This window comes from Roseateles chitinivorans (assembly GCF_050632235.1).
Lineage (GTDB): Bacteria > Pseudomonadota > Gammaproteobacteria > Burkholderiales > Burkholderiaceae_C > Roseateles > Roseateles chitinivorans_A.
The window spans coordinates 4,707,466-4,727,793 of the sequence record NZ_CP192584.1 but is presented as its reverse complement, the minus strand read 5'-3'; the positions used below and the strand labels follow the sequence as shown (position 1 = coordinate 4,727,793).

The window sequence follows — 20,328 nt, the reverse complement described above, 5'->3', positions numbered from 1 at the left end:
GTTGCCATGTACATCGATTCCCACTGTCACCTGAGCTTCCCCGAGCTCCAGTCCCAGCTTCCCGACCTGCTCGCCGCGATGGACGCGGCCCTGGTGACGCAGGCCGTCTGCATCTGCACGACGATGGAGGAGTTCCCCGAGGTCCGGGCAATCGCCGATGCGCATCGGCAATTGTTCGCGACGGTGGGCGTCCATCCGGACAGCGACGAGGTCCATGAGCCGAGCATCGACGAACTGGTCGAGGGCGCCGCGCATCCGAAGGTCGTGGCCATCGGCGAGACCGGACTGGACTACTACCGCCTCAACGGCCGGACCATCGAGGAGATGGAATGGCAGCGCGAGCGCTTCCGCAACCACATCCGCGCCGCGAAGCGGACCGGCAAGCCGCTGGTGATCCACACCCGCTCGGCCGCCGAGGACACGCTGCGCCTGATGCGCGAGGAGGACGCCGGCCAGCCCGGCGGCGTCGTGCACTGCTTCACCGAGACCATGGACGTCGCGAAGGCGGCGCTGGACCAGGGGTTCCACATCTCGTTCTCCGGGATCGTGACCTTCAAGAACGCGGCGGACCTGCGGGAAGTCGCGAAGATCGTGCCGGCCGACCGGATCCTGATCGAGACCGACAGTCCCTACCTGGCCCCGGTGCCCTACCGCGGCAAGCTGAACCAGCCGGCTTATGTGCCGCATGTCGCCAAGCTGATCGCCGAGGTCCGCGGCGTGCCCGTGGAGACGCTGGCGGCGCAATGCACGGCGAACACGCGGCGGCTGTTCCAGCTGCCGGAGGCGGCGTGAGATGACGGCCCGCCCGAGCCGGAAGAACCCGTCGCGTCGAGCGGCGTTCGCCGCGGGCGCGGCGCTGTTCGGGCTGATCCTGGTGGCGCCAGGGGCGCCGCTGCTGGCGCAGGGACGATTCGGATCGCAGGCGCCGACGGCGTCGTCCGACACCGCGGCAGCGCCGGAGTTGCATGTCGCCGCCCGCAACGACCACGCGACCACCGTGATGAAGCTGCTGCTGGCGGGTGTCGATCCGAACGTCCGCGACGCGCAGGGCAACACCGCGCTGCACGTGGCCATCCGCGAGGAATCCGGCAAGGCCTTCGAGACGCTGCTCAAGAGCCCCGGCACCGACGTCAGCGCGATCAACCAGGCCGGCGAGACGCCGCTGATGCTCGCCGCGCTCAAGGGCCAGCTGGACTGGGCCAAGGAACTCGTGAAGCGGGGCGCGTTCGTCAACGAACCGGGCTGGTCGGCGCTGCATTACGCCGCCGCCGGTCCGAACGAACACGTGGTGCGCTGGCTGGTGGAGCAGGGCGCCGACATCGACGCCCGCTCGGCCAACGGGACGACGCCGCTGATGATGGCGGCCGGGTACGGCGGCCTCAGCGGCGCCGAGGTGCTGATCGCCGCCGGCGCGGATGTCACGCTGAGCAATGATCACCAGATGACGGCGGCCGACTTCGCCCGCCGCGCCGGTCAGGACGAGATGGCCGAGAAGCTCGATCAGTTGGCCCGGGCGCGGCATCCGTCACGCCCGCGCACGTCGCCGTGAGGCGGCTGCTGGCAACCCCCTAGGAATCTGTCTGACAAGCGGTTTGGCCCGCCGCCCACTGTTGGCGGACGGGGTCGGTCCCTACAGTTCACTCCATGCCGACACGGTGTCGGTGCCGCCCTCAGGGCCTCGCAAGCTGGTGCTCGCGAGCTGGCCCTCGGAACGGACTGACCCCCTGGATCCCCTGGAGACCGACATGCAGACCACGACCCAAGAGTTCTTCGCCGCCAACCCGTTCGCGATGCTGCTGGATCCCGAGCGTGTCGCCCACGAGGTTGCGACCTCCGAACGCCTCTCGCGCCTGCGCAGCCGCATCTACCGCCCGCTGGACAAGCCGCTGATCGCGCACGTCGGTGCCGACGAGCAGGCCGCCTTCGACGAGGAAGTGGATGCCGCCGAGCTGTCCGAAGCCGATCTGCTGCCGCTGGACGACGACACGTCGGCCGGCGCCCCGCTGAGCGCCTGATCACTGCCGGGGCAAGGAATCGGCGGCGCTTCGGTTTGTCAGTCCAGTCTGACTTGCGCTTCCGACAGCCGACTACACCTGCCGCCCCGCAATCTCCCTAGCATGACGCTTAGCAAGGTCGATTTATCGTCTGACCAAGCCCCACAGCCGTCCTGGAGACTGTCATGCGCCGCCCCCGAGTCCTCACCGTCCACGCCGCCGACGCCTCGCGCGTCTCCGTCGAGAGCCGCTGGCGGCTGATGGCGGCGACGAGCCTGCCGGTCCTGGCGATGGCCCTGCTGCTGGCGCTGGGCGGCTGCGGTTCGATGCAGGGCACCTCGGGCACCAGTACCCCGGGCCCCACGACCGGTGCCGCGCCAGGCGCAGCGCCCTCCGTCCTTGGTGGCAACCTCTGGTCGTCGCAGATGGAAGAGCGCCGTCTGGCCCTCGTCCAGGCAGGCGCCGGTGCAGGCATCAGCGTTGCCCGTACCTCGGACAACCAGCTCAAGCTCAGCGTTCCCGCCGATGCGTCCTTCGACATCGGCCGTTCCGAACTCAAGCCGGCCCTGAGACCGGTGCTCGACGAAGTCAGCCGAAACCTGGACGACGCGGTCCGCGTGACCATCGTCGGCCACACCGACAGTTCGGCCGGCGACGCGATCAACGGCCCGCTGTCGCTCGATCGGGCGGAAGCCGTGCGTGAGTACCTGGTCCATCACGGCGTCCGGCGCGGCCGGCTGCTGGTGGAGGGCCGCGGCGGACGTCAGCCGGTGGCCAGCAATGCCACCGAGGCCGGACGGGCCGCCAATCGTCGGATCGAGATTTTCCTGTCGCAACCCGCGTCCTAAGTTGTCATCAAGAACGGGAGTTGAGTCATGAATGCCTTCTGCCCCCGAAACGTCCTCCGCGCCGCGCTGATGCCGGCGACCCTCTCGCTGGCCTCGCTCGCGCAGGCGGCGCCCGCCGTCGACCCGACGCCCAGTTCCCTCGACGATCGCGTCGAGCTGTCGGGTCGGAGCCTGGCAGAACGCACGCACCAGCAGTCGTTGCGCGAGGCCTCTTCGGGCGCCCGTTATACGGTGACCCAGAGCGCCGCAGAGCCGCTGGCCACCGCCAACCAGTCCGCGGGTGCCGCCGGCTGGTACGGGCGGGCGCCGCAGGCCACGCAGACGATGCTGTGGGCCAAGCCTTTGTCGGGCAGCGGACTGCGGCTGGGCGTGGGGGTCGAGCAACGGGGGCTGCAATTGGCGGCGGCCGGTATTCAACGCCTTACCAGAACCTTCGTCCCGGCGCGGCCGGGGATGCTGGCGTGCTGGTCGGGTTGGCGATGCCCACCGGGCCTCGCTCCCATGCCTTCGTCCAGACGCCCCTCCTCGATGCGCAGCGCGCGCAGATCGATGATCTCAACGTGCCAGGGCTCAACAACCGCGAGCGCCAGGTGCGCGTCGGGCTGGCGTTCACCAGCCGCAAGGCGTATGCGGACCTGCGCAAGGGGTTCAAGATGGAACTCAGCGGGCAGTCGTCGCTGACCTTCCGTCCGCGAGGCGGGCGCGTCGGGGTGACCTTCCAGAAGATCTGGTGAGGCGGCGCGGCATTCTCATTCCTTGTCACCCGTCCACGAAAGCCGGCGCCAGCCGGCTTTTTCGTTGGCGTCCGACCCCGGCCTCGCTGGGAAACCTCATTGAACAAGCCCATCGGACCGGCGGTCCAGGTCCGGTAGGTCCTCTCCTACAGCGTGTCGGTTGCGGCTCCGACGCCCGCTCGCGGTGCGGGACTGCCCGCGGCGGACGGGCCAGTCCCTAAAGTTCATTCCATCGCGGCACGGTGCCGCGCAGGAGAACCGAGATGCTGCACTACGCCGTCGTCTTTTTCGTCATTGCGTTGATCGCCGCGCTGTTCGGCTTTGGCGGCATCGCCGCCGGCGCCGCGAGCATCGCGAAGATCCTTTTCTTCGTCTTCGTGATCATGGCTGTCGTCACCTTCGTGATGAGCCTGTTGCGAAAGTGACGTCGCCGGACAGCCCGTCGACCGCTTCACTGCTTTCCTCCAAAAACAAGCAAAGGATGACCATGAACAAGCCCGCAATCACCGCACTGATCGCCGCCGCCTTGAGCCTGTGCGCCGGCATGGCGAGCGCCGCCAACTTCTCCAAGTCGGTTTATGACGGCGCCAAGGACGACATCAAGAAGACCTACAAGGTCGACAAGGATGCGTGCGATCAGCTGTCGGGCAACGCCAAGGACATCTGCGTCAAGGAGGCCAAGGGCCGCGAGGACGTGGCGCTGGCCCAGCTCGAATACAACTACAGCGGCAATGCCAAGGACGAGGCCAAGCTGATCGAGGCCCGCTACGAAGCACGTTACGACGTGGCCAAGGAACGCTGCGACGACCGCTCGGGTGAAGCGAAGGACGTGTGCCAGCGCGAAGCCAAGACCTCCTATGAGAAGGCCAAGGCCGAGCTGAAGATGAACAAGAAGGTGGCTGCGGCTGTCGATGACGCGGAAGAGACCCGCGTGAAGGCCGACTACAAGCTGGCCTCCGAGAAGTGCAACACGCTGTCGGGCGATGCCAAGGACGTGTGCGTGAACTCGGCCAAGGCGCGCTACAACCAGCGCTGATAGGCCAGAGACGATTCAACCCCGGTGGGGGCGCGTTCGATCCGATGTCGTTCTCGCCTGACGTTGCACCGGCGGATCCGGGCCCACAACTCGAACATTGTCCGGATCCCCCTGTCGACACCAATTGCAACGGCGCCCCTCGGGGCGCCGTTTTCTTTGAGGTGGAATCTTGTGGATCTGCAGGGATCACAGTCGATCAAGAGGCAGAGTCGCAGAACGTCGCTCCCGAGGGCGAAGCCGCAGAGGCGTTGTCCTCGGACCAGACCGGAGCCGTGAGGATCATCGCGCCGATGCCGGAGGCCAGGACGATGAGCAGGGCTCTGCCGACGACGCTGCCCACGCTCCTCGTCCTTGTCGGGATTTCATGGAACACGACGCACCTCGTCACCGAGACGGCGGTCTGCCTGCAGCGCTTCGGAGTCGCTGATCTCGTTGCCGATCTTGATCCGCGGCTGCGGTCGTGACGGGGCGGCCGACGCGGCCGTGGGCGTCTGGGCGTCGATGTCGGCATCCGGCTCGTCGCTGCCACCGCCGCCGCAACCAGTCAGCACCAGGGCGCCGAACAGCAGTGGCGCCATGACGAAGGATCGACCGTAGCGGGCAAGCACCCGGGAAAAAGGAGGGGTCGGGAGGGAAGACGTCATCGAGGAACTCCATGAGCAAGCTTCGACGTGAAGCGGAGCGCTCATGGTCGGAATTCCTCAAGGAACGTCCTATGGCCTGCCTTGATTGCAGATGCATTCAAGCCGGCAGGTGTAGGTGGGGCACTGGCTGAAATGGAGGATCAGACCAATCCGGCCTTGTCCAATCCAAAGGCTTTGTCCTGCGACCCAGGCACGTTGCGGAACGCGACATTGAGGCGGTTCCAGGCATTGATCGACGACACGAGCCAGGTCAGTTCGGAGAGTTCCTTCTCGCCGAAATGCTCGCGGACCTCGGCGTACACCGCATCGGACACGCCGTCCTCCGGGATGCGCGTGAGCGCCTCGGTCCACAGCAAGGCGGCGCGCTCGCGAGCGGAGAACAGCGGCGACTCGCGCCAGATGGCGACGTGGTGCAGGCGCAGCGGCCGTTCGCCGCCGATGACGGCCTGCTTGACATGCATGTCCAGGCAGAACGCGCAGCCGTTGAGCTGCGAGGCGCGGATCTCGACCAGGAACTGCAGGCCGTGCTCGAGGCCGCCTTCCTTCAGGGCCATGGACAGCTCGACCAGCTTCTTGAAGGCGGCGGGCGACTGCTGCATGTAGTTCAGACGTTGGCTCATGGGGACTCCGTGATGGGTAGGGAAGTGATGGGGCAGGTACCCACAAGACGACGCAGCCCCCGCACTTGTGACATCGCCCTGCGCCCAAGCCTGCGGGCAGGCTCGCTAAACTGGCCGGCGCCCGCCAAGAAGGCCTCGAACACATCGCGCCGTGACTGCTCCCGCCCCACCGTCTTCCCCGTCCTCCACCGCCGCGCCGGCCCCCAAGACCAGCGTCTTCCGTCATCCCGGCTTCACGGCTTTCCTGATCTGCCGCCTCGCGGCGGTGTTCGCCGGACAGATCCAGGCCGTGGTGGTCGCCTGGCAGGTCTACGACCTGACTCGCGAACCGTTGGCGCTTGCCTATGTCGGCCTCGCGCAGTTCATCCCGATGCTCCTCCTCCTGCTGCCGGCCGGCGATCTGATCGACCGCTTCAGCCGCAAGCCGATCCTGGCGATCAGCTGGGCCATCAGCGCGAGCTGCAGCATGGCGTTGTGGTGGCTGTCCGGTCACGGTCATGCGGGCGTGACCGGCATCTATGCGGTGCTGGTGCTCTTCGGCTGCGCGCGGGCCTTCTCGGGTCCGGCCTTGCAGAGCCTGCTGCCACAGATCGTGCCGCGCGAGCAGCTGGCGCAGGCCATCGCCGCCAACAGCATGCTGATGCGCGTGGCCAGCATCGGCGGCCCCTTCCTGGGCGGGCTCCTGTACGGCTTCGGCGGGTCGGGCCTGACCTATCTCGTCTGCCTGGCCGGCTTCGCGCTGGGCACCGCGCTGCTGATCGGCGCCGTGCCGGTGCGCTTCGCCGCGCCGCCTTCACCGGCGGGCGGGAACATCTGGCAGCGCTTCGGCGCCGGTATCCATTTCATCCGCTCGCGGCCCATCATCCTGGGCACGATCTCGCTGGACCTGTTCGCGGTCCTGCTGGGCGGCGTCGTCGCACTGTTGCCGATCTACGCCCATGAGGTGCTGCATGCCGGACCGGAAGGACTCGGCGCGCTGCGCAGCGCGATGGCGGTGGGGGAGGTTACCGCCGGCTTCTACCTGAGCCTGCGCCCGTTCAACCGGCATGTCGGGAAGACGATGTTCGCGGCCGTCGCGGTGTTCGGCCTGGCCAACCTGGTGTTCTCGCTGTCCACGACCTTCTGGCTGTCGTTCGCGGCGTTGGCCATCGCCGGCGCGGCCGACATGGTCAGCGTCTACATCCGAGGCGCGCTGGTGCAATTCTCGACACCCGACGAGATGCGTGGCCGCGTCAATGCGGTGAACATGCTCTTCATCGGGTCGTCCAACGAACTGGGCGAGTTTCGGGCCGGCAGCGCCGCTGCGGCACTGGGCGCGGTGCCCGCGGCCGTGACGGGGGCCGTCTGTACGCTGGGCGTCGTGGCGACCTGGGCCACCCTGTTCAAGCCATTGCGCAACGTCGATCGCTTCGAGGAAGCGACGCCTGCCGTCACCCGCTGACGCGCGCCTTCAACGCGCACCCCTGAAAAAGAGCCGCGCCGACCCGGAGGGTGCAGCGCGGCAACAGGGGAGGATGCAGTCCTTGTCCGGCAATCGGTGGACCCGCCGCAGGCCCTGACGGGCCTGGATTTCGGCGGTCAGTGGCTGTTGCGACCGCGGACGGCGGGCGGAAGGTAATCCTTGCCGACCATGGCGCGGGCGAACAGGTAGTTGTTGCGAGCGCGGGCGGGAAGGCTGTCCAGATCGACGTGGCCTTGCGGGTCGCACGGGAAGGACATCGCACGACCGGCGTCGAAGATGGACTCGAAGCGGATCTCGAACTGGGACGCGGCGGCGTCTGCGGCGATCTGGAGGCTCATTTGGGTTCTCCTGGTGAGTTCCTTTGCTTTCACTATCGGCGCTGGGCCGAGTGCTTCCCATAAGCGCAGCTCGGTGTGCGATGTCGGTGCGGGGAGGTGGCCCGTGTCCGGCGTCGTCCTACAGCTTGTGGGCACAACGGAAGTGCGTCGGACGGCGTTGACGGTGCGGTCAGTGTTCGCCCAGGACTTCACACAGATTTGCAGTACGGCGCAGGTCCGGCGATTGCTGTGGGACAGCACCTACAGCGCGTCGCGGTGGGCGCCGCTTCGCCGGCGGCCCGGCGGCAGCGACCATGCTTCATCGCAACCCGATCCCGCTCCGGTTCGAGGCCACCATGGACGACAACATGCTCATGCTGATGACGTTGGCCACCTGCACCGCCACCGCGTTGGCCGTGCGCATGTGGCAATGGCTCGACGAACTGCCGCGGGATGAATCCCAGGAGGACCTTCCATGAGCGCCCGACCCCCACTGCCGCCCGAGCATCCCGCCGACGCTTCCACGGTCGATCCTTCCGTTGAGCGCCAATCCGGCGACGAGCAACGTCTGAGCCAGTCCGCCTTCGTCTGCGGCGAGGTGACCTACCGGACCGGCGACGGTCCGATGATGGCCGTCCGTCCCGGTTCTGTGCAAGTCGAGATCAACGAACACGACGTGACGCTGGGCTGGGAAGATGGTGACTCCAGGTTGAGCGCCCTCATGCCGCGCAGCGAATACGCGCGCTTCATCGGCACCGGCGCCATCAAGCCTGTCGTGACGCACCGTCCGGACGAGGTGGGCACCCCCGGCGGCGCTGAGGCCGCATCCAGTGCGCAGCCGGAACTGGACAAGGCGCAGGGCAAGCCTGGTCATTGATTCCGGTTTGAATCCGGCACCAGCGGTTCACGCCGCCCCATGAAAAACGCCTCGGAGATCCGAGGCGTTGCTGTTTGCGGTTGGGCTGATGGTCAGTCGCGGTCGCCGCCGAAGATGCCCAGCAACTGCAGCAGCGCGGTGAACACGTTGTACAGGTCCAGGTAGATGTTCAGCGTGGCGCTGATGTAGTTGGTCTCCCCGCCGTCGATGACGCGCTTGACGTCGACCAGCATGAAGGCCGAGAAGATGCCCAGCACGGCGACCAGCAGCGCCAGGTGCACGCCGGTGGATTGCAGGAAGACGTTGGCGATGCCGGCGATCATTGCGATCACGGCGCCGACGAACAGGAACTTCTGCAGGCCCGAGAGATCGCGCTTGACCACGGTCGCCAGCGATGCCATCGCGAAGAAGATGCCGGCGGTGCCGCCGAAGGCCGTCATGATGAGCGTGCCGCCGTTCTTGAAGCCCAGGATCGTCGCCAGCAGGCGCGAGAGCATCAGCCCCATGAAGAACGTGAAGGCCAGCAGCGAGGCCACGCCGGCGGCGGAGTTCTTGGTCTTCTCGACCAGGAACATCAGCCCGAACGCGCCGACGAAGAACAGGATCATGCTCGCGCCGGTGCCCATGGCGGCGAGGAATCCGGTGCTCACGCCGATCCAGGCGCCCAGGACGGTCGGGATCAGCGACAGCGCCAGCAGCGCGTAGGTGTTGCGCAGGACGCGCTGGCGGTCGGCCGACAGCGAGGAGCCGTAGCCGCCGGAGTTGAGATCGATGATGCGGTCGTTCATGTGCGTGCGCCCCATGAAGTGAGAGTTGCTGTCGATTGTAGGCGCGGGCCTTAAGGCTTCGTTAAAGTGACCGTCTTTCCTTCAATGATCCCGACGAGGCCGCAGATGAAACAGAAGCCCTTCCTGACCCTGGACGACGTCAAGCGCATCGCCGCCGCCGCGGAAGCCGAGGCGTTGAAGAACAACTGGGCGGTGACCATCGCCATCGTCGACGACGGCGGCCATCTGCTGTGGCTGCAGCGCCTGGACAACGCCGCGGCCACGTCGGCCGTGATCGCCCCCGCGAAGGCCAAGACGGCCGCGCTGGGTCGTCGCGAATCGAAGGTCTACGAAGACATCGTCAACAACGGCCGCAACGCCTTCCTCAGCGTGCCGCTGGAGGGGATGCTCGAAGGCGGCGTGCCGGTGCTCGTCGAGGGCTTCTGCGTCGGTGCGGTCGGCGTCAGCGGCGTGAAGTCGAATGAAGACGCGCAAGTCGCCAAGGCTGGTATCGCCGCCCTGGGTTGAACCAACGACGTCCTCGGTCCCAGACCGTGGAAGTCAGCGGTCGATCGGGGGCGGCCAGGCGCGAGGTTTCGGCGCTTGACGCCGGGGGAGAGGCGGACCGAGTTCAGTCCAATGGACTGAACGACGCCGACGAGCGCTGGAGGACCGAAGGTCTGACAGCCTTGCGCCTTGGCGGCCAAGCGCACTGGAGAGTGCAGTCAAGGGCTGCAAGCACATGTCCCCCTGATGACCCGTTTGCGCAAATCTTCTCCGTGAATACCCCGACGGGTTATACTCGTCAGGTTTACCCGCAACCTACCGCGTCCCGCAAACTTCACCCCCGATCGCATCGGATCCCACTCGGATCGACTCCCTCACAGGAGACCCGGTCGCACCCGCGCGCCAGCCGTCCATGGCGCGTGCCGGCGGCGATTCCAGGGCCCTGAAGCAGAGCCGGGCGCGCGCACAACAACGGAGTTTCCCGTGCTGCCCGATCTGCTTTCCGCTCCCCCGCGATTCTTGCCCTGGCAGACGGCACGGTCTTCAAGGGTTCCGCGCTCGGCGCCGCCGGCCGGACCGTTGGTGAAGTGGTGTTCAACACCGCGCTCACCGGCTACCAAGAAATCCTCACCGACCCCAGCTACTGCCGCCAGATCGTCACCCTGACGTATCCGCACATCGGCAACTATGGCGTCAATGACGAGGACGTCGAGGCGTCGAAGATCTTTGCCGCTGGCCTGATCATCAAGGAGGCGCCGGTCCTCGACTCGAACTTCCGCAAGGGTCGCACGCTGCGCCAGTACCTGAAGGACGAGGGCACTGTCGCCATAGCCGATCTGGACACGCGCCGCCTGACGCGCGTGCTGCGCGAGAAGGGCGCCCAGAACGGTTGCATCCTGGCGCTGAACGCCGGCGAGCAGATCACCCAGGCGCACATCGACGAAGCCGTCGCGCTGGCCAAGGGCGCGCCCAGCATGGCGGGCCTGGACCTGGCGAAGGTCGCCAGCCGCACCGAACGCGAAGTCTGGACCGAGACCGAGTGGACGCTCGGCACGGGCTACGGTCAGCAGACCGCGCCGAAATTCCACGTCGTCGCGTACGACTTCGGCGTCAAGAGCAACATCCTGCGCATGCTGGCCTCGCGCGGCTGCCGCATCACGGTGGTGCCGGCGCAGACGCCGGCCTCGGAGGTCTTCGACCTCGAGCCGGACGGCGTGTTCCTGTCCAACGGCCCCGGCGATCCGGAACCTTGCGACTACGCCATCAAGGCCACCGCGCAGCTGATCGAGGCCGGCATCCCGACCTTCGGCATCTGCCTGGGCCACCAGATCATGGCGCTGGCCTCCGGCGCGAAGACCTTCAAGATGAAGTTCGGCCACCACGGCGCGAACCACCCGGTGAAGGACCTCGACAACGGCCGCGTCAGCATCACCAGCCAGAACCACGGTTTCGCGGTCGATCCCGACACGCTGCCGTCCAACCTGCGCGCGACGCACGTCAGCCTGTTCGACGGCACGCTGCAGGGCCTGGCCCGCACCGACAAGCCCGCGTTCTGCTTCCAGGGGCACCCGGAAGCGAGCCCCGGCCCGCACGACATCTCGTATCTGTTCGACCGCTTCATCGGTCTCATGTCCAAGGCCTGATGAAGAGGGAGACGACTCATGCCCAAGCGTTCTGACATCAAAAGCATCCTCATCATCGGCGCCGGTCCGATCATCATCGGCCAGGCCTGCGAGTTCGACTACTCGGGCGCCCAGGCCTGCAAGGCGTTGCGCGAGGAGGGCTACAAGGTCATCCTGGTGAACAGCAACCCGGCGACGATCATGACGGACCCGGACACCGCGGACGTCACCTACATCGAGCCGATCACCTGGCAGGTGGTCGAGAAGATCATCGCCAAGGAGCGTCCCGACGCGATCCTGCCGACCATGGGCGGCCAGACCGCGCTGAACTGCGCGCTGGACCTGCACAAGCACGGCGTGCTGGACAAGTACAAGGTGGAGATGATCGGTGCCAACGAGCACGCGATCGAGAAGGCCGAGGACCGTCTGAAGTTCAAGGACGCGATGACCAAGATCGGGCTGGGATCGGCCCGCTCGGGCATCGCGCACTCGCTGGAAGAGGCGTGGTCGGTGCAGAAGCGCATCCACGCCGAGATCGGCGGCGCGGGCTTCCCGATGGTGATCCGCCCCAGCTTCACGCTGGGCGGCACCGGCGGCGGCATCGCCTACAACCCGGAAGAGTTCGAGGAGATCTGCAAGCGCGGTCTCGACCTCTCCCCGACGAACGAGCTGCTCATCGAGGAGTCGCTGATCGGCTGGAAGGAATACGAGATGGAAGTGGTCCGCGACAAGGCGGACAACTGCATCATCGTGTGCTCGATCGAGAACCTGGATCCGATGGGCATCCACACCGGCGACTCGATCACCGTGGCGCCGGCGCAGACGCTGACCGACAAGGAATACCAGCTGCTGCGCAATGCCTCGATCGCCATCCTGCGCGAGATCGGCGTCGACACCGGCGGTTCGAACGTGCAGTTCTCGATCAACCCGGTCGACGGCCGCATGGTCGTGATCGAGATGAACCCGCGCGTGTCTCGTTCCTCGGCGCTGGCCTCGAAGGCCACCGGCTTCCCGATCGCCAAGATCGCCGCGAAGCTGGCCGTCGGCTACACGCTCGACGAGCTCAAGAACGACATCACCGGCGGCATCACGCCGGCCTCGTTCGAGCCCAGCATCGACTACGTCGTCACCAAGATCCCGCGTTTCGCCTTCGAGAAGTTCCCGATGGCCGACTCGCGCCTGACGACGCAGATGAAGTCGGTCGGCGAAGTGATGGCCATGGGCCGCAACTTCCAGGAATCGTTCCAGAAGGCGCTGCGCGGCCTGGAGACCGGCATCGACGGCCTGTCCGAGATCAGCACCGACCGCGAGGAGATCGTGCAGGAGATCGGCGAACCCGGTCCGTCGCGCATCCTGTTCCTGGGCGACGCCTTCCGCATCGGCATGACGCTGGACGAGGTCTTCGAGGAAACGAAGATCGATCCGTGGTTCCTCGCCCAGATCGAACAGCTGATCAAGATCGAGCTGTCGCTGAAGGGGCGCTCGCTGGCCTCGCTGAGCGTCGACGAGCTGCGCCTGCTGAAGAAGAAGGGTTTCTCGGACAAGCGTCTGGCCAAGCTGCTGGGCACCAACCAGCACGAAGTGCGCAAGACGCGTCACGCGCTGAACGTGCGCCCGGTCTACAAGCGCGTCGACACCTGCGCCGCCGAGTTTGCGACGCAGACGGCCTACATGTACTCCACGTACGACGAGGAGTGCGAGGCCAACCCGACCGACAAGAAGAAGATCATGGTGCTGGGCGGCGGTCCGAACCGCATCGGCCAGGGCATCGAGTTCGACTACTGCTGCGTCCATGCGGCCCTCGCGATGCGCGAGGACGGCTACGAGACCATCATGGTCAACTGCAATCCGGAGACGGTCTCGACCGACTACGACACCTCCGACCGCCTGTACTTCGAGCCGGTGACGCTCGAGGACGTGCTGGAGATCGTGGCCAAGGAGAAGCCGGTCGGCGTGATCGTGCAGTACGGCGGCCAGACGCCGCTGAAGCTGGCGCTGGACCTGGAAGCCAACGGCGTGCCCATCATCGGCACTTCGCCGGACTCGATCGACATGGCCGAGGACCGCGAGCGCTTCCAGAATCTGCTGCATGAGCTGGGCCTGAAGCAGCCGCCCAACCGCACGGCGCGCAACGAAGACCAGGCCGTCGCGCTGGCCAACGAGATCGGCTACCCGCTGGTCGTGCGTCCCAGCTACGTGCTGGGCGGCCGCGCGATGGAGATCGTCCATGGCGACAAGGACCTCGAGCGCTACATGCGCGAGGCCGTGCGTGTCAGCGAGAAGTCGCCGGTGCTGCTGGACCGCTTCCTGGAGGATGCGGTCGAGGTCGACGTCGACTGCATCTGCGACGGCGAAGACACGATGATGGGCGGCATCATGGAGCACATCGAGGCGGCCGGCATCCACTCCGGCGACTCGGCCTGCTCACTGCCGCCGTACACGCTGTCCAAGGAACTGCAGGACGAACTGCGCCGCCAGACCGCGGAGATGGCGAAGGCGCTGAAGGTCGTCGGCCTGATGAACGTGCAGTTCGCGATCCAGGGCGACGTGACCAAGGGCTTGTCCGAGAACACGGTCTACGTGCTCGAGGTGAACCCGCGCGCCTCCCGCACGGTGCCGTTCGTGTCCAAGGCGACCAGCCAGCCGCTGGCCAAGATCGCCGCGCGCTGCATGGCCGGCGTCAAGCTCAAGGACCAGAAGGCCGCCGGCGGCAGGCCGCCGGTCGAGATCCAGCCGCCGTATTTCAGCGTCAAGGAAGCCGTCTTCCCGTTCAACAAGTTCCCCGGTGTGGATCCGATCCTCAGCCCGGAAATGCGTTCGACCGGTGAAGTCATGGGCGCCGGCCGGACCTTCGGCGAAGCGATGCTGAAGAGCCAGCTGGGCGCGGGCTCGCGCCTGCCGCGTCAGGGCAACGTCCTGATCACCGTGAAGAACAACGACAAGGATCGTGCGGTCGCGCTGGCGCGTGATCTGGCGGCGCTGGGCTTCGGCGTGGTGGCGACCAAGGGCACGGCCGCGGCGATCGAAGCCGCCGGCATCCCGGTGCGTGTCGTCAACAAGGTCAAGGACGGCCGCCCGCACATCGTCGACATGATCAAGGGTGGCGACATCCAGCTGGTGTTCACGACCGTCGACGAGACCCGCGCGGCCATCGCCGACAGCCGTCACATCCGTCAGGCGGCGCTGGCCAACCGGGTGACCTACTACACGACGATGGCCGGCTGCGAGGCCGCCGTCGAGGGCATGAAGCACAAGGACGGCCTGCTGGTGCAATCGCTGCAGGAACTGCACGCCGAACTGCATTAAACTTGGCTCATCCCATTCCGCCGCCGCTGCTCAGCGATCCTGAGCGGCAGCGGCGGTTTGTTTTGTTACTCAAGGTTCTAGAGACATGGCCACGACGATCCCATTGACCAAGCGCGGCGCTGAGAAGCTCAAGGAAGAACTGCATCGGCTGAAGACGGTCGAGCGGCACGCCGTGATCAACGCCATCTCGGAAGCCCGCGCGCAAGGCGACCTCTCGGAGAACGCCGAGTACGAGGCGGCGAAGGACAAGCAGGGCTTCATCGAAGGCCGCATCCTGGAGATCGAGGGCAAGCTGTCGTCGGCGCAGGTGATCGATCCGTCGTCGGTGAACGCCGGCGGCAAGGTGGTGTTCGGCACGACGGTCGACCTCGAAGAGGAAGAGTCCGGCAACGAAGTCACCTACCAGATCGTCGGCGACGACGAAGCCGATCTGAAACAGGGCCTGATCTCGATCAGCTCCCCGATCGCGCGCGCGCTGATCGGCAAGGAGGCGGGCGACGTCGCCGAAGTCGTGGCGCCCGGCGGCATCAAGCGTTACGAGATTGTCGACGTCCGCTACATCTGAGGCGTCGGACGATGCTGCTGCGGATCCGCGCGCTGCTGGCCGCGCTCTGGGCTGGCGAGTTGCTCGCGGTGGCCTTGCTCGCGGCACCGAACGCGTTCACGACGCTCGAGCGGGCCATGGCCGGCAAGTACGTGGCGCGGCTGTTCGAGATGGATGCGCGCTTTGCGCTGGCGGCCGGCGCGCTGCTGATCCTGATGGAGCGGCGCCTGCACCGTGACGGCGTGGTGCGTGGTTCGGCGATGAGCGCGGACTTCTGGCTGCCGCTGGTGGCCATCGGATGCACGGCCGCCGGCTTCTACGCGCTGCAGCCGCTGATGGAAGCGGCGCGGCAAGGGCAGGGGAGCTGGACTTTCCTGCAACTGCACGCGGTGTCGCTGGCGCTCTTCGGGGTGAGAACGGTTGCCGTCCTGGCATTGGCCTGGCGGGTGAACGGGGCGACGGCCCGCTGATCGGGGCCTTCGAACGACGAGGGAAAAGAAAGACGGCCCGCGGGCCGTCTTGTCGTTGGTGCTGAAACGTGACGACGTGGTGTCGTCACCTCAGCCTTGGCTGGACTTCTTCACGCTGGTCTGGCGCGGCTTCTTGGCGCGCTTGACCTCGCCGCCGTAGGTGACACGCTGGTTGCCCAGCACCGTGACCTTCTTGATCTGCGGACGGTTGTTGCCGCTCTTCGAGAACTTCACGATCTTGACGATCTTGGGCGCCGAGCGCGCGTCGTCCTTGGGGGCGGCCTTCTCCTTCTCGGGCATCGGGCGCCACAGGACGAGCAGCTTGCCGATGTGCTGGATGGGCGCGGCATCGAGTTCCTCGGCCAGGGTGGCGAGGATGGCTTCGCGGTTGTCGCGGTCGTCCGACATGACGCGCACCTTGATCAGTCCGTGGGACTTCAGCGCGAGGTCGACCTCCTTGGTGACGGCGGCCGTCAGGCCATCGCCGCCTATCATCACCACAGGATCCAGGTGATGAGCGTCGGCGCGTTTTTCCTTGCGCTGGGCAGGGGTCAATTGAATAGCAGGCATCTGCTTATTATCAGTGCAATGAAAGTCGATACCAAAAGCAAGAAGCTGAACAAGGCGTGGTTGAACAACCACGTCAACGACACCTACGTCAAATTGGCCCAGAAAGAGGGCTATCGCTCCCGCGCGGCCTACAAGCTCAAGGAGATCGACGAGGAATTCCAGTTGATCCGCCCCGGGCAGGTGGTCGTCGATCTCGGTGCCTCGCCGGGCGCGTGGAGCCAGTACCTGCGCCGCCGTTTCGCCCCCAAGGAGGCGGGTGCCGGCGGCGCCGCAGTCGGTGAACTGAATGGTCGCATCATCGCGCTGGACCTTCTGGAGTGCGAGCCGATCGAAGGCGTGGAGTTCATCCAGGGCGATTTCCGCGAGAGCGAGGTGCTGGCCCGGCTGGAAGCGACGCTCGACGGCAGGAAGGTGGACCTGGTGGTCTCGGACATGGCGCCCAACCTGTCCGGCATCGAAAGCACCGACGCGGCGCGCATGGAGCACCTGATCGAACTGGCGCTCGATTTTTCCCAACAACACCTGAAGCCGGAAGGCGCGCTGGTTGCCAAGGTGTTCCATGGCAGCGGTTATGACCAGCTGGTGCACGCCTTCCGTGCGCAGTTCAAGCGGGTGAAGACGGCCAAGCCGAAGGCGTCGCGGGAAAGATCGGCAGAAAACTTCCTGGTCGGCATCGGCCTGAAAAAGTCCTGAAAGAGGCCTGAAAAGGCCGGGATCGGCCGTGTGATGCGGCAGACGGGCCCTGAACACGGCTGAAAGCGCGATGAGGCGTCAAAGTTAGGGGCGCTTCGGGCGGTTGGCCGCCGCCACGCGTGGCAATATCTATCGAGGTGTATGGGAATGCCAATCAGGTCTGGGGACTTGACTGGCCTAGAATCCGCCCCATATGCCATGAAAGTCCGCTGCCCGAGGCTGTATCCGTGGGCGTGCGGTGATGGAATGACTAAGGAGTCGCGGTGAACAATCAGTGGTTCTCGAAAGTGGCTGTATGGATGGTGATCGCCCTGGTGCTGTTCACTGTCTTCAAGCAGTTCGATCGCAGCGCAACCCAGGGGAATCCGATCGTCTACTCAGACTTCCTCGATGAAGTCCGTGCGAAACGCATCAAGCAGGTCACGCTGCAGGAAACCCCGGCGGGAACGGAAATCGTGGCGCAGACCAGCGATGGCAACAAGCTGCGCACGACCGCCCCGTACATGGATCGCGGCCTGATCGGTGACCTGATCAACAACGGCGTCAAGTTCGACGCCAAGCCCCGTGAAGAGCCCTCGGTGCTGATGAACATCCTGCTCAGCTGGGGTCCGATGCTCCTGCTGATCGCCGTGTGGGTGTACTTCATGCGCCAGATGCAGGGCGGCGGCAAGGGCGGCGCGTTCAGCTTCGGCAAGTCGAAGGCGCGCATGCTCGACGAGGCCAACAACACCACCACCTTCGCCGATGTCGCCGGATGCGACGAGGCCAAGGAAGAGGTGAAGGAGCTCGTCGACTTCCTGAAGGATCCGCAGAAGTTCCAGAAGCTGGGTGGCCGGATCCCGCGCGGCGTGCTGCTGGTAGGCCCTCCGGGGACCGGCAAGACGCTGCTGGCCAAGGCCATCGCCGGCGAGGCGAAGGTGCCGTTCTTCAGCATCTCCGGCTCCGACTTCGTCGAGATGTTCGTCGGCGTGGGCGCGGCCCGCGTGCGCGACATGTTCGAGCAGGCCAAGAAGAGCGCTCCCTGCATCATCTTCGTCGATGAAATCGACGCGGTCGGCCGCCATCGCGGCGCCGGCCTCGGCGGCGGCAACGACGAGCGCGAGCAGACCCTCAACCAGATGCTGGTCGAGATGGACGGCTTCGAGACCAACCTGGGCGTGATCGTCATGGCCGCGACCAACCGGCCGGACATCCTGGATCCCGCGCTGCTGCGTCCGGGTCGTTTCGACCGCCAGGTCTACGTCACGCTGCCCGATGTGCGCGGCCGTGAGCAGATCCTGACCGTTCACATGCGCAAGGTGCCGGTCGGCCAGGACGTCAGCGCCAATGTGCTGGCTCGCGGCACGCCCGGCATGTCAGGCGCCGATCTCGCCAACCTCGTGAATGAGGCCGCGCTGATGGCCGCGCGCCGCAGCGCTCGCATCGTCGAGATGCGCGATTTCGAGAAGGCCAAGGACAAGATCTTCATGGGTCCGGAGCGCCGCTCGGCGGTCATGGATCCGGAAGAGCTGAAGAACACGGCGTATCACGAGGCCGGACACGCACTGATCGGCATGATGCTGCCGAAGTCCGATCCCCTGCACAAGGTGACGATCGTCCCGCGCGGCCGCGCGTTGGGCGTGACCTTCACGCTGCCTGAGAAGGACCGCTACGGATACGACAAGATCTGGGCCTTGTCCAAGATCTCGATGCTGTTCGGCGGCCGGATCGCGGAAGAGGTCTTCATGGACCAGCGCACCACGGGCGCGTCCGATGACTTCAACAAGGCGACGCAGTTGGCCCGCGACATGGTGATGCGCTACGGCATGTCGGATGCGCTGGGCCCGATGGTCTACACCGAGAACGAGGGCGAGGTCTTCCTCGGCCGCTCGGTGACGCGCACCACGAACATCAGCGAGGAGACCATGCAGAAGGTCGACCTTGAGGTGCGCCGCATCCTCGACGAGCAGTACGCCATTGCACGCAAGCTGATCGAGGACAACCAGGACAAGATGCACGCGATGGCCACGGCCCTGCTCGAATGGGAAACCATCGATGCCGAGCAGCTCCATGACATCATGGAAGGCAAGCCGCCGCGTCCGCCGAAGGACTGGACACCGCCGGCCAACAAGCCGGACAACGGTGGCACTCCGGCGGTCAGCACCGGCAGCGCTCCGGCAGCCGCCTGATCGCCAACGGACTCAGGTGAGCCGCAAAGGCGTCTGAGTTCATCTCGATCCCGAAGGGCCGGTCTCACGACCGGCCCTTCTGCTTTTGCGATCTACCCCGGCGGGAATCACTGGTTCTTTGGGCATTGCGTCATACTTGTCGTTTGGCGTGACGGTCCATGGCGCAATCGAGTGCGCAACCACGCCCTCGACACTCAGCCGTCCATGACTTCTCCCTTGATCTGGCAGACCACGCGCTTCGACCTCGATCTGGCGGAGCGGCCATTGGTGATGGGCATCGTCAACGTGACGCCCGACTCCTTCTCCGACGGCGGCCGGCATGCCGACGCATTGAGCGCCATCAACTTCTGCGAACGGTTGCTCGGCGAGGGCGTCGACATCCTCGATCTGGGCGGCGAATCGACACGTCCGGGGGCGCCGCGGCTCGATGCGGACGAGGAGTGGAAGCGGCTGGAGCCGGTGGTGCGTGCCGCGCTGAATTTCGGCGTTCCGGTGTCCGTCGATACCTGCAAGACCGAGGTGATGCGCCGTGCGCTGGACTTGGGCGTCGACATCATCAACGACGTGCAGGCGCTGCGCGACGAGGGCGCCGACAGGCTGCTGGCCGAGCACGGCAACGCCGGTCTCTGCCTGATGCACATGCGCGGGGATCCCGCCGGCATGCAGCAATTGACCGACTACGGCGATGTGGTCACCGAGGTTGCCGACTTCCTGCGTGAGCGGATGCACCATCTGATCGACGTCGGTGTGGCGGCCGAACGGATCATGCTGGACCCGGGTTACGGCTTTGCGAAGACGGTCGAGCACAACCTCGAGTTGCAACGCCGCCAGCGCGAACTGCTCGCGCTGGGGCGCCCGCTGCTGGTCGGCTGGTCGCGCAAGTCGACGCTCGGCGCCGTGACGGGCAAGGCCGTCGATGAGCGCATGCCGGCCAGCGTCGGCGCGGCACTGGCGTCGGTGGCGCTGGGCGCGCGCATCGTGCGCGTGCACGATGTCGGTCCGACGGTCGATGCGCTCAAGGTCTGGCAGGCCTTCGGCGCTTCACGAGACTGAGCGGCGCTGGCGGACTGCGTACGACGGACCCTTCCGGCTCGTCGGAAGTTGTCAGTGTCCCTCGATCGTGTGCCCCTGCTTGGGCGAGCAGCGACC

General features: G+C 66.1%; 24 protein-coding genes. 18 read left to right on the top strand and 6 right to left on the bottom strand.

The window, feature by feature from the left end:
* Window positions 1-6: 6 nt before the first annotated feature.
* From ACQ859_RS21510 to ACQ859_RS21480, 7 genes are all read left to right on the top strand, one after another.
* On the top strand, window positions 7-792 hold the full coding sequence (locus ACQ859_RS21510; protein WP_431262671.1) for a TatD family hydrolase: 786 nt from the start codon (window positions 7-9) through the stop codon (window positions 790-792).
* Between the two features lies 1 nt (window position 793).
* Window positions 794-1,549 carry an ankyrin repeat domain-containing protein gene (locus tag ACQ859_RS21505; protein WP_431262670.1) on the top strand — a complete coding sequence of 252 codons (756 nt, stop codon included), beginning with the start codon at window positions 794-796 and terminating at the stop codon, window positions 1,547-1,549.
* A gap of 196 nt (window positions 1,550-1,745) precedes the next feature.
* Window positions 1,746-2,015, top strand: coding sequence for a hypothetical protein (locus ACQ859_RS21500; protein ID WP_431262669.1), 270 nt, complete (start codon window positions 1,746-1,748; stop codon window positions 2,013-2,015).
* 164 nt (window positions 2,016-2,179) lie between these two features.
* Window positions 2,180-2,842 carry an OmpA family protein gene (locus ACQ859_RS21495; protein WP_431262668.1) on the top strand — a complete coding sequence of 221 codons (663 nt, stop codon included), beginning with the start codon at window positions 2,180-2,182 and terminating at the stop codon, window positions 2,840-2,842.
* Window positions 2,843-3,303: 461 nt separating this feature from the next.
* Window positions 3,304-3,576: a hypothetical protein gene (locus ACQ859_RS21490; protein ID WP_431262667.1), complete on the top strand. Its 273-nt coding sequence runs from the start codon at window positions 3,304-3,306 to the stop codon at window positions 3,574-3,576.
* 263 nt (window positions 3,577-3,839) lie between these two features.
* The gene (locus ACQ859_RS21485; protein ID WP_067270282.1) at window positions 3,840-4,001 is read left to right on the top strand and encodes a DUF1328 domain-containing protein; all 162 of its coding nucleotides are present in this window, start codon (window positions 3,840-3,842) and stop codon (window positions 3,999-4,001) included.
* A 62-nt stretch (window positions 4,002-4,063) separates the two neighbouring features.
* Window positions 4,064-4,612 carry a hypothetical protein gene (locus ACQ859_RS21480; protein ID WP_431262666.1) on the top strand — a complete coding sequence of 183 codons (549 nt, stop codon included), beginning with the start codon at window positions 4,064-4,066 and terminating at the stop codon, window positions 4,610-4,612.
* A 196-nt stretch (window positions 4,613-4,808) separates the two neighbouring features.
* Here the strand turns inward: ACQ859_RS21480 and ACQ859_RS21475 are convergent, their stop codons facing one another.
* The 3 genes from ACQ859_RS21475 to ACQ859_RS21465 all read right to left on the bottom strand — a co-directional run bounded on the left by ACQ859_RS21475 (window position 4,809) and on the right by ACQ859_RS21465 (window position 5,876).
* Window positions 4,809-4,952: a hypothetical protein gene (locus ACQ859_RS21475; RefSeq protein WP_431262665.1), complete on the bottom strand. Its 144-nt coding sequence runs from the start codon at window positions 4,950-4,952 to the stop codon at window positions 4,809-4,811.
* Window positions 4,953-4,974: 22 nt separating this feature from the next.
* The gene (locus ACQ859_RS21470) at window positions 4,975-5,301 is read right to left on the bottom strand and encodes a hypothetical protein (protein WP_431262664.1); all 327 of its coding nucleotides are present in this window, start codon (window positions 5,299-5,301) and stop codon (window positions 4,975-4,977) included.
* A 95-nt stretch (window positions 5,302-5,396) separates the two neighbouring features.
* On the bottom strand, window positions 5,397-5,876 hold the full coding sequence (locus ACQ859_RS21465) for a carboxymuconolactone decarboxylase family protein (RefSeq protein WP_431262663.1): 480 nt from the start codon (window positions 5,874-5,876) through the stop codon (window positions 5,397-5,399).
* Between the two features lie 151 nt (window positions 5,877-6,027).
* Here ACQ859_RS21465 and ACQ859_RS21460 point away from each other — a divergent pair, with 151 nt between their 5' ends.
* Window positions 6,028-7,317, top strand: a complete 1,290-nt coding sequence (locus ACQ859_RS21460) for an MFS transporter (RefSeq protein WP_431262662.1) — start codon at window positions 6,028-6,030, stop codon at window positions 7,315-7,317.
* Between the two features lie 137 nt (window positions 7,318-7,454).
* On the opposite strand, the gene ACQ859_RS21455 is transcribed toward ACQ859_RS21460, so the two are convergent.
* A complete protein-coding gene (locus tag ACQ859_RS21455; protein WP_431256604.1) occupies window positions 7,455-7,676 on the bottom strand; it encodes a hypothetical protein in 222 nt (73 codons plus the stop codon).
* Between the two features lie 335 nt (window positions 7,677-8,011).
* Between ACQ859_RS21455 and ACQ859_RS21450 the strand changes: the two genes are divergently transcribed.
* Both ACQ859_RS21450 and ACQ859_RS21445 read left to right on the top strand, forming a co-directional pair.
* Window positions 8,012-8,134 (top strand): hypothetical protein, encoded by a 123-nt coding sequence (locus tag ACQ859_RS21450; RefSeq protein ID WP_431262661.1) that lies wholly within the window; start codon window positions 8,012-8,014, stop codon window positions 8,132-8,134.
* Window positions 8,131-8,532 (top strand): hypothetical protein, encoded by a 402-nt coding sequence (locus tag ACQ859_RS21445; protein WP_431262660.1) that lies wholly within the window; start codon window positions 8,131-8,133, stop codon window positions 8,530-8,532. Before ACQ859_RS21450 ends, ACQ859_RS21445 begins: the two co-directional genes overlap by 4 nt.
* 92 nt (window positions 8,533-8,624) lie before the next feature.
* Here ACQ859_RS21445 and ACQ859_RS21440 read toward each other — a convergent pair whose 3' ends face one another.
* Window positions 8,625-9,320 (bottom strand): Bax inhibitor-1/YccA family protein, encoded by a 696-nt coding sequence (locus ACQ859_RS21440; RefSeq protein WP_431262659.1) that lies wholly within the window; start codon window positions 9,318-9,320, stop codon window positions 8,625-8,627.
* Window positions 9,321-9,425: 105 nt separating this feature from the next.
* Between ACQ859_RS21440 and ACQ859_RS21435 the strand changes: the two genes are divergently transcribed.
* The 5 genes from ACQ859_RS21435 (at window position 9,426) to ACQ859_RS21415 (ending at window position 15,748) form a co-directional block, all read left to right on the top strand.
* Window positions 9,426-9,827, top strand: coding sequence for a GlcG/HbpS family heme-binding protein (locus ACQ859_RS21435; protein ID WP_088406615.1), 402 nt, complete (start codon window positions 9,426-9,428; stop codon window positions 9,825-9,827).
* Window positions 9,828-10,321: 494 nt separating this feature from the next.
* Window positions 10,322-11,449 carry a glutamine-hydrolyzing carbamoyl-phosphate synthase small subunit gene (carA, locus tag ACQ859_RS21430; RefSeq protein ID WP_431266621.1) on the top strand — a complete coding sequence of 376 codons (1,128 nt, stop codon included), beginning with the start codon at window positions 10,322-10,324 and terminating at the stop codon, window positions 11,447-11,449.
* Window positions 11,450-11,467: 18 nt separating this feature from the next.
* Complete coding sequence (gene carB, locus ACQ859_RS21425; protein WP_431262658.1) at window positions 11,468-14,734, top strand: carbamoyl-phosphate synthase large subunit; 3,267 nt, start codon at window positions 11,468-11,470, stop codon at window positions 14,732-14,734.
* A gap of 85 nt (window positions 14,735-14,819) precedes the next feature.
* Window positions 14,820-15,299, top strand: coding sequence for a transcription elongation factor GreA (greA, locus tag ACQ859_RS21420; RefSeq protein WP_088406621.1), 480 nt, complete (start codon window positions 14,820-14,822; stop codon window positions 15,297-15,299).
* A gap of 11 nt (window positions 15,300-15,310) precedes the next feature.
* On the top strand, window positions 15,311-15,748 hold the full coding sequence (locus ACQ859_RS21415) for a DUF4149 domain-containing protein (protein WP_431262657.1): 438 nt from the start codon (window positions 15,311-15,313) through the stop codon (window positions 15,746-15,748).
* A gap of 90 nt (window positions 15,749-15,838) precedes the next feature.
* Here the strand turns inward: ACQ859_RS21415 and ACQ859_RS21410 are convergent, their stop codons facing one another.
* Complete coding sequence (locus tag ACQ859_RS21410) at window positions 15,839-16,318, bottom strand: YhbY family RNA-binding protein (RefSeq protein WP_431262656.1); 480 nt, start codon at window positions 16,316-16,318, stop codon at window positions 15,839-15,841.
* A gap of 18 nt (window positions 16,319-16,336) precedes the next feature.
* Between ACQ859_RS21410 and ACQ859_RS21405 the strand changes: the two genes are divergently transcribed.
* The 3 genes from ACQ859_RS21405 to folP all read left to right on the top strand — a co-directional run bounded on the left by ACQ859_RS21405 (window position 16,337) and on the right by folP (window position 20,232).
* A complete protein-coding gene (locus tag ACQ859_RS21405; RefSeq protein WP_431262655.1) occupies window positions 16,337-17,011 on the top strand; it encodes an RlmE family RNA methyltransferase in 675 nt (224 codons plus the stop codon).
* Window positions 17,012-17,274: 263 nt separating this feature from the next.
* Complete coding sequence (ftsH, locus tag ACQ859_RS21400; RefSeq protein WP_431262654.1) at window positions 17,275-19,179, top strand: ATP-dependent zinc metalloprotease FtsH; 1,905 nt, start codon at window positions 17,275-17,277, stop codon at window positions 19,177-19,179.
* Between the two features lie 204 nt (window positions 19,180-19,383).
* Complete coding sequence (folP, locus tag ACQ859_RS21395) at window positions 19,384-20,232, top strand: dihydropteroate synthase (RefSeq protein WP_431262653.1); 849 nt, start codon at window positions 19,384-19,386, stop codon at window positions 20,230-20,232.
* The last annotated feature ends 96 nt before the right edge of the window (window positions 20,233-20,328 follow it).